We start from the raw sequence: 1464 nt of genomic DNA on the forward strand, positions 1-1464 counted from the left end.
CCCTAGAGTCGTGAAGAAAAAGCCAAGCCGATATCCTAGAAAAAACAATGCCGCTCACCTTAAGTGAACGGCATTAGTGCTTAGGCACCTCTTTTTTATACCTGTTCAGCATTGATTCGAGCCCGCTTAAAACCAATCCTTTTTGATCCTCATCGCGGTCCTGTGTAGAATACTCGGATTCTCTGAACAAGTTGCGTAGAGCATGAGCAATGAGTCATATACTAGATAAAATTGATACAGTTTACCCATTTCCACCTAAGCCCGTTCCATTGAGCGACGCTCAAAAACTGGCCCACATCGCAAACATCAAAAAACTACTTCAAGAAAAAGATGCAGTTCTAATTGCACACTACTATACCGATCCTGAAATTCAGGCTCTGGCTGAAGCAACGGGTGGTTTTGTTGGTGATTCATTAGAAATGGCTAAGTTTGGTAACCGTCATTCAGCCAGTACTTTGATCATTGCCGGTGTTCGTTTTATGGGGGAATCAGCAAAGATTCTTACACCAGAAAAGCGCATCTTAATGCCAACTCTTGACGCTGAATGTTCACTTGACCTTGGTTGCCCTGCAGACAAGTTCACCGAATTTTGTGATGCTCACCCTGATCACACTGTAGTGGTATACGCTAACACCTCTGCAGCAGTTAAAGCTCGTGCAGACTGGGTCGTTACCTCGAGCATCGCTTTAGAAATCGTTGAAAGCCTAGACGCAGAAGGTAAACCCATTATTTGGGGCCCAGACCGTCACCTAGGTTCTTACATCGCGAATCAAACGGGCGCTGACATGTTGCTTTGGCAAGGTGAGTGTATCGTTCATGATGAGTTTTCTGCAGATGCTTTGAAGAAAATGAAATCGGTATACCCAGAAGCGGCTATTTTGGTTCACCCAGAATCACCGGCAAGCGTGGTTGAACTGGCTGATGCAGTGGGTTCAACGAGCCAACTGATCAAGAAAGCAAAAGAGCTGCCTCACCCACAAATGATTGTCGCGACAGACAAAGGTATCTTCTTCAAGATGCAGCAATTGGTTCCAGAAAAAGAGCTGATTGAAGCACCGACAGCGGGTGCAGGTGCTACTTGTCGTAGCTGCGCACACTGTCCTTGGATGGCTATGAACGGCCTTGAAGCGATTGAAAACGCGCTTGAGAATGGTGGTGAGCACCACGAGATCTTCGTTTCTGACGAACTGCGTGTTAAATCTCTGATCCCATTGAACCGCATGCTAGATTTTGCCGAGCAGTTAAATATGCAGGTAAAAGGTAACGCGTAGTCAGTGAACTTATCTGATGAATGAGGAAACCAGCATCTTTTTGCTGGTTTTTTTGTATCTATAACGACGGTTTTGACTAAGATATCTTGTTGATATGGTTTTTGTTTTCTAGCATGTTACTAAGGCGTGTTGATCTTTCGTGAGTATTTTTTAAACAGCATGGTAAAGAGTTATAATTTGCTTCGCCAAAAGT

Annotated in this window: 1 protein-coding gene; it reads left to right on the forward strand. The window is 44.4% G+C overall.

What is annotated here, in order from left to right; all coding sequences use genetic code 11:
* The first annotated feature begins 209 nt into the window (after nt 1-209).
* On the forward strand, nt 210-1271 hold the full coding sequence (gene nadA, locus Q1A70_RS19885; RefSeq protein ID WP_299695746.1) for a quinolinate synthase NadA: 1062 nt from the start codon (nt 210-212) through the stop codon (nt 1269-1271).
* Nucleotides 1272-1464 lie beyond the last annotated feature (193 nt).

The sequence above is a fragment of the uncultured Vibrio sp. genome (genome assembly GCF_947488985.1).
GTDB lineage: Bacteria > Pseudomonadota > Gammaproteobacteria > Enterobacterales > Vibrionaceae > Vibrio.